Source organism: Elstera sp. (genome assembly GCF_044372965.1).
GTDB lineage: Bacteria > Pseudomonadota > Alphaproteobacteria > Elsterales > Elsteraceae > Elstera.
Window position 1 is genome coordinate 1 of the sequence record NZ_JBILQX010000191.1, and the last position, 6282, is coordinate 6282.

The 6282-nt window shown below is 58.2% G+C and carries 8 protein-coding genes; 2 read left to right on the forward strand and 6 right to left on the reverse strand.

The annotated features are described in order from the left end of the window. Positions 1–8 precede the first annotated feature (8 nt). The 5 genes from ACIQ36_RS17215 to ACIQ36_RS17235 all read right to left on the reverse strand — a co-directional run bounded on the left by ACIQ36_RS17215 (position 9) and on the right by ACIQ36_RS17235 (position 3420). Positions 9–503 (reverse strand): phage baseplate assembly protein, encoded by a 495-nt coding sequence (locus ACIQ36_RS17215; protein ID WP_395831581.1) that lies wholly within the window; start codon positions 501–503, stop codon positions 9–11. Continuing rightward, entirely contained in the window at positions 500–1597 is a 1098-nt protein-coding gene (locus ACIQ36_RS17220; RefSeq protein WP_395831583.1) for a phage baseplate assembly protein, read from the reverse strand. The genes ACIQ36_RS17215 and ACIQ36_RS17220 overlap by 4 nt, the downstream gene beginning before the upstream one ends. A gap of 4 nt (positions 1598–1601) precedes the next feature. Then, complete coding sequence (locus tag ACIQ36_RS17225; RefSeq protein ID WP_395831585.1) at positions 1602–2828, reverse strand: DNA circularization protein; 1227 nt, start codon at positions 2826–2828, stop codon at positions 1602–1604. A 191-nt stretch (positions 2829–3019) separates the two neighbouring features. Continuing rightward, complete coding sequence (locus tag ACIQ36_RS17230; RefSeq protein ID WP_395831587.1) at positions 3020–3139, reverse strand: GpE family phage tail protein; 120 nt, start codon at positions 3137–3139, stop codon at positions 3020–3022. Between the two features lie 8 nt (positions 3140–3147). Then, entirely contained in the window at positions 3148–3420 is a 273-nt protein-coding gene (locus ACIQ36_RS17235; protein WP_395831589.1) for a phage tail assembly protein, read from the reverse strand. Positions 3421–3462: 42 nt separating this feature from the next. Between ACIQ36_RS17235 and ACIQ36_RS17240 the strand changes: the two genes are divergently transcribed. Further along, positions 3463–4449, forward strand: a complete 987-nt coding sequence (locus tag ACIQ36_RS17240; RefSeq protein ID WP_395831591.1) for a hypothetical protein — start codon at positions 3463–3465, stop codon at positions 4447–4449. A 194-nt stretch (positions 4450–4643) separates the two neighbouring features. Continuing rightward, positions 4644–5621 (forward strand): hypothetical protein, encoded by a 978-nt coding sequence (locus ACIQ36_RS17245; protein ID WP_395831593.1) that lies wholly within the window; start codon positions 4644–4646, stop codon positions 5619–5621. A 46-nt stretch (positions 5622–5667) separates the two neighbouring features. On the opposite strand, the gene ACIQ36_RS17250 is transcribed toward ACIQ36_RS17245, so the two are convergent. After that, positions 5668–6144: a hypothetical protein gene (locus ACIQ36_RS17250; protein WP_395831595.1), complete on the reverse strand. Its 477-nt coding sequence runs from the start codon at positions 6142–6144 to the stop codon at positions 5668–5670. Between the last annotated feature and the right edge of the window lie 138 nt (positions 6145–6282).

Consider the following 6282-nt stretch of genomic DNA (forward strand, 5'->3'; position numbering starts at 1 on the left):
AAATCCGCTCAGAGTTCTTCGAAGCGAATTTGGCTGGCCTGCACCCGCAGCCCCTCGGTTTCATCGAGAATGAGCCGCTGGTTGCCGCATTGGATATCGAGGCGTTTGGCCCGCAGAATAACGCTGCGGTCGCGCCCGAAGTGCAGGCGGTGTTGGGCGTCAGGGGCGGCGGCGGCGGGATCGTCCTGGTCGGTGTAGAGCGCCACATCGCCGGGGGCCAAGGTGCGCGGGCGCTTGGCTTGATCGTGCGCCAAAATCGCCGCGCCGTTTTCGCGCTCGCCGCCGACAAAGAGGCACACGGCAATCGCCCCTGGCAGCGGTTGGGCGGTGAACCCGTACCCCTCCAGCAGGTCGAGATCGTTTTTCATCTCCCCAGCCGAAAGCTCGGCTTGAAGCTGCTGCGTCGGCCCCGCCGCCGAAACCAGCCGAATAACGGCCCGGCCAACGAGATTATCGAGCGCGTTCAGCAGCGGGCCGAAGAAGCGCGGTTGTCCGTCCTTCATGGGGTTGCCTCCTCGATGACTGAGAGTGCGCTGTCCGGCGCAGGATCGCCCGACTCGGGGTAAGCCTGCGGCGGCGCTAAGGTGAGATCGGTGGTCGTGCCTTGATCGCTGAGGGTAAGATTGACCGAGCGGATGCGGTACTCGCCCGCAACCCCCAACAGATCATCCTCCACCCACACCGTCAGCCCCTTCCACCACAGGCCACCGCCGGGGTGCCGCCAGCCCGCCAGCGAATAGCTGAGGGAATTGGCGGCCCCTTTGCGGGCGCGCACATCTTGTTCGGCTTGGCGGCGTAATTCCTCTACCGTCACCCGCCCGCGCGCCGAGAGGATTTTAACGCGGTTTCCCCTTACCTCGGGGTCCGTTGCGAGGCCCTCGCCCAAAGCGACTGCCGGGCCATCGCGGAGGCCGGCCCCGCCGAGGGGCTGCTGTCCGCGAACGATCGTTGTGCCGAAGCGGTCGCCCCCGTCCCATTGGGCAGAGCCGCTGAGGATGGGACTGCGCCCGAGCCGTAGCGCTGTGCGACCGCCGCCCGCGCCAGACCGGGTAAGGATGAGACCTCCCCCCGGCCCATCGCTGACCAAAAGCGCGCGCAAGGCGCACAACCGTTCGAGTTCGCCATGAACTGATTCTCCTATTTTTGCGTGAAATTCTTCGAGCGGCGGCCCGGTATCGCCCTCGACCGCCACCTCTATTCCGTGCGGTGCGCAGAGTTGGCGAGCGATGTCCTCCAGTTTTTTGCCACGAATCTGCTGATCGTGCGGCACGGCGCTATCGATCAAATCAGCGGTTTTTGAGCGCCCGGAAACCGAGACCTGATGGGCCTGCGCGCTGTAGGATTTCTCCACCCGGTCCACATAACCGGTGCAGACCAAGGTGCCGCCGATGGCGATTTCGCAGGCGTCACCGATGCTAATCCCCCGGCTGATGATCGACAGCCCCCCGGTTTCCGCCGCGCGCGGATCGGGCCAGCGTTCCGACAGGCCAAGGGAAAAGGAGGTGGCGACGCGGTCGATATCGCAGTTAACCCGCACCGAGGTCCAGCCGCCATACTCCACCCCATTCACGCGGAGGGTGAGTTTTTCCGGTTCCATCCGCTTACCCCCCCACCAGATCGAGCGGCACCCCGGCGGGGATCATGCCGGGATGGCCGGAGCGCAGCACGTCGCGGTTACGGCGGGCGAGGCTTTCCCCCCGGCGCGCGTCGCCATAGTCGCGGTAGGCGAGGGCGAGCGACGGCATCGGCGTTGTCAATTGCACCTGCCGTACCGGCGCGAGCGTTCCCATCCCCGCCGTCAGATGATCGACGAAAGCGGTGCGAAGCTGCGTGAGGGCGTTGAAGCCCTTATCGGACCGGCTGCGCGAGGCGGCTTCCATCTCCACATCGCACCAATCGCAGACGCGCGAGCGCCAGCGCACCGCGTCGGGATAGGTTTCCGGCGTCGCCGCGCCCGCCAGCCCCACCGCCGACCCGAGTGCGAGCCAGCGCGTCGCGTCGGTCAGAGCATCGCGGTTCTGTTTCTGCCGAAGCCGGTTGGAGGTGGTGAGCGGGATCGACGGCAGCCCGAGGCCGAAGCCCTGGAACGCCTGCTCGAACGCCCCATAGGCCCGCCCCGGATCGGGCGCGGCGCGGCCAAGAGTGCGCAGGGCGGTATCGAGCGTGCTGACGATCTCCCCCGCCCCGCCCTTCAGCGCCCCCCGCGCCAGATCGGCCACGGCATCGATACTGCGCATCACCGGATAGCCGAGCCCGGCTTGCCCCGGCAGGGCAAGGCGCACTTGCTCCAGCGCCACCGCCGCGTCGAACAGCGTCGCCCCGGCGTCCCCTTTCACGAAGCCCGGCACAGCGTTGAGCGAAAGCCGCTCCCCCAGTACCGCCCCCGTCGCCGCCATCAGCCCATCGAGCGCCGCGCGAATGCCCGACGCGCCGTCGCGCACCGCCTGCGGGAACTGCGACAGCCCCGCTTCGACGAAGGACAGCGACACTTCCACCATTCGCCGCGCTGCGCGGCTTTCGCGGAAGGAGGAAGATTTGACCACCACCATCAGCCGCCCGAGCCACGGATGGAACAATTCCCCCGGCCCCGGCGCTTCAATGGCGGCGAGCAGCCGGTCGCGCTGATCGGCGGCGTCATCGCCGTTCAGATAGGCGGTGAGCGACACCTCCCGGTCCTGCCGCCCCATATCCTCGTGATAGCCCAGGTCGCGCTGGGGAAAGACGTGATCGGCAATGCGCCGCCCGGCTTTCAGATCATGCGCGGTGCAAACGAACGACACGCCGCGAAAGCTGGCCCGCGCCAGCTTCGGTTGAGTTTGTTGGGCCATACCCCCTCCGATTGCGCAAAAAAAACAGCGCCGAAGCGCTGACCGATGATGGTGTTTAGGATCGGCGGCTCGGGCCAGGAGACCGCCGAAATCCCGTTGCTGCAGGTCGTTGGACTTATGGAGTTTGACCCTGCAGAGCGCCGCCTCCTCAGAACTCGGTCATGATATTTTCCTTCTGATGCTCGGGTGACTTACGAAGAAGCGGGGTGCCAGCGGGTGAGAAAATCCGCCGCAACCCCGTGCCAGAACTGGAGACTGTCGAGGCTGAGATTCTCCAGTTCCGACGGCGGCCAGTGGAAGACACCGGCCAAATCGGCGATTAATTCGCGCCAGTTCCCAGGATAGTTTTCAAGAAAGGGCGGATCATCTCCTGCGCCTTAAAGAAATCATGGGCCGACAGCGCGTCGATCAACTCCACCGGCTCGCCGGACAGAAGGCTGAGCAGGGTCGCCCCCGCGCCAACGCTGCCCTGCTGCCCTTCCAGGCGGCGCAGGTCGCGCACGCTCATGTCGGTCTTGAAGCTCAACTCCTCCACCAGGCGGCTCGGGGTGAATTGAACCGGCGTGTCGAGGGTGTAGATGATTTTGTCCACAGGAAGTCTCCATAAAAAAGGCCGGGAACGCGCCCCGGCTCGGTGAACCGCCCGCCCCAGGAGGGGGCAGCGGAAGACGGAACGCCCCGCTTGACCCCGCCCCCTCGGGCTGGCAGCGTGGCGCGTGTTTGCTGGCTTCAGGATCAACGCCCGATGGTAAAACCCTGGCGGATCACCGCCCTGCTTCTCGCCCTCCTCCCGGCCCTGGCGCAGCCTGCGGCCGCCGGGGAGTTTTCCGCTGAGGAGCAAAAGCTCGTCGCTGACATCCGCCAGAAAATGGATCAAACCACCCAACTCCTCATCTATGCCTATGAGAATGATGAGAAAATGGATCTTGCGGAAATGAAGCGGTTGGAGGTTCGCTTCAACGAACTTTCGCGCTTTTTCAAGAATATCCCCGATCGAAAATATGAACGGCGGACGGGAAGTTTTTGCGTTGGGGTTCTGAGTTTTGCTTGGAGTTACTGGCATTACACTGTTTTGTATAAAGAATATAAGGGCACTAACCTTGAAACCGCTCTTAGTGTCCCTAAAGATCGAGAAGCTCTCAAAGAGAGACAGAAAGGTCATCTCGAAGGTCATTTTTTTGATTTTCAACAATGCTATATCCATCTGGATCAGGTTCCAACTAGGCTTGAGGATAAAGAAAGTGCCCCCAAAATTAGTATTACCGCCATCCCTTCTATTCGTACAAATTCCTTAAAATTAGTACGAAATATACAATATAAATTAAATTCTCATGATCCTGGTGATTTCGCGCTCTTAACTAAAAAAGCCGATGCTCTTTACAAAAATTATTACTCAATCTCTAACCTTAAGATTGGGGGAGGGCTTCTGTGTGAAAATTTTGTTGATTTTCCGAAACATTTTATCGAAAATTATATTTTGAGGCATGGAAAGATTTCAAAAAATCAAAAACTCCCCGACTCTTTATTTAAAATAGGATATGATGGGCTTCTTCATAACTACTATCGCGACGTAAAATTATGCGATGATTTTGTCAAGGAATACAAAAAGAAGAGCCCCTGATGGAGTCAGGGGCGCAATTGTACTGGTGATGATCCCCGCCAATAGCTCAAAATCGCCCGCGAAGACTGCGCGGCACCGGCGGCAGGGCACTTTGACTGCGGCAATTGTAGCCCATGCTCGTCTGGATGTTAAACCACTCCGTCTCGCTCATCACCTGGGCCTGCACCCCCGAGGGTAAGCCCGTGAAGTGAATCGTGAGTTCGGCCTTGGCGGGTAGAGCGGCGAAGCGCTTGACCCCGCCGCCTCGGGCTGGCAGCGTGGCGCGTGTTTGTTGGCTTCAGGATCAACGCCCGATGGTAAAGCCCTGGCGGATCACCGCCCTGCTTCTCGCCCTCCTCCCGGCCCTGGCACAGCCTGCGGCCGCCGGAGAGTTTTCCGTTGAGGAGCAAAAACTCGTCGCTGACATCCGCCAAAAAATGGATCAAACCACCCAACTCCTCATCTATGCCTATGAGAATGAGGAGAAAATGGACCTTGCGGAAATGCAGCGGGTTTTGGCGGGGTTTGGAGAACTCTCACGCTTTTTCAGCAATATTCCCGACCAGCGATTTGAGCGGCGGACGGGTAGTTTTTGCGTTGGCGCAGGAGCTTCTGTGTGGATTTATTGGAGTGATACGGTGAGTTACTATAGGTTTAGGGGAGATGACTATGCAAAATATACAGGCGCAGCCCTCACATTAGAGAGCTTGAGAGAAAGGCAAAAAAGAAATTTAGAAGGGCATTTTTGGAGTTTTTTAAAATGCCGGATTCATTTAGACCAAATACCAACCCAACCAGAAGATGAAACTCGAGCCAAAAAAATTAAAATCTCAGCCATTATTCCAATTCGTGAAGAATCTTTAAAGTTAATGAAATTAATAGAAAAAAACAAAGAAAATAAGAACAAAGCTATAGATGAAGCAATAGCACTAAAATCCAAACAATTGTTTCAAAATTATTACTCAATCTATAATATGAGAATCAGTGACGGTTCGCTGTTTTGTGAGGCGTTAGTCGATATGCCTCTGTTTGTTTGGAAAGACTATGTTAAGCGATATGGTCCCAGTTCAAAAACAGAACAACTTCGGGATGATTTATATCATATCGGCTTCGATTTTATGATTAAGCAATATTATAAAAGCGTTACTCTGTGCGACAATTATGTAACAAAATATAAAGAGAAACGCCCCTGATGGACTCAGGGGCGCAATTTTTCTGTCGATGATCTCTACAAAAACCTCAAAATCGCCCGCGCAAACTGCGCGGCACTGGCGGCAGGCCACCTCGGCTATGGCAATTATAGCCCATGCTCGTCTGGATGTTAAACCACTCCGTCTCGCTCATCACCTGGGCCTGTACTCCCGATGGTAGGCCCGTGAAGTGGATGGTGAGTTCAGCCTTAGCGGGCAGAGTCGAAGGGGCAACAGCCTGAAGCATATGGGGCGATGGGCTGTAATTGGCCTGCTGGAGGCTGGGAAGATTGGGTCCGCTTGCCCGCAGGATGGACGGGGGTGTATCGCCTGACGGCTCGGATATGTTTCCGAGGCGTAATCCAAAGGGATTGAGATAAGGCAGGATGCTGCGGAGGTACTCCCCGCCGCGCTCAATCGCGTCGGTTAAGTCCTTCAGATATTTCTGAACAGAGGTCTCAATCCCCGCGCCGCTAAGGTTGCCGAGTTTGCTTAAATCGCCTTTGAGGGCACCGATCTCTTGCATCGGCACGGCCCCCTGACCTGCCTTGGGCAATTTCCTCCAATTTGAAGTAGAGTCTGATCCCTTGAGAGGACAGGCTTATGAAGCGCAGCAGGTTCAGCGAAGAGCAAATCATCGGCATTCTGAAGGAACAGGAGGCCG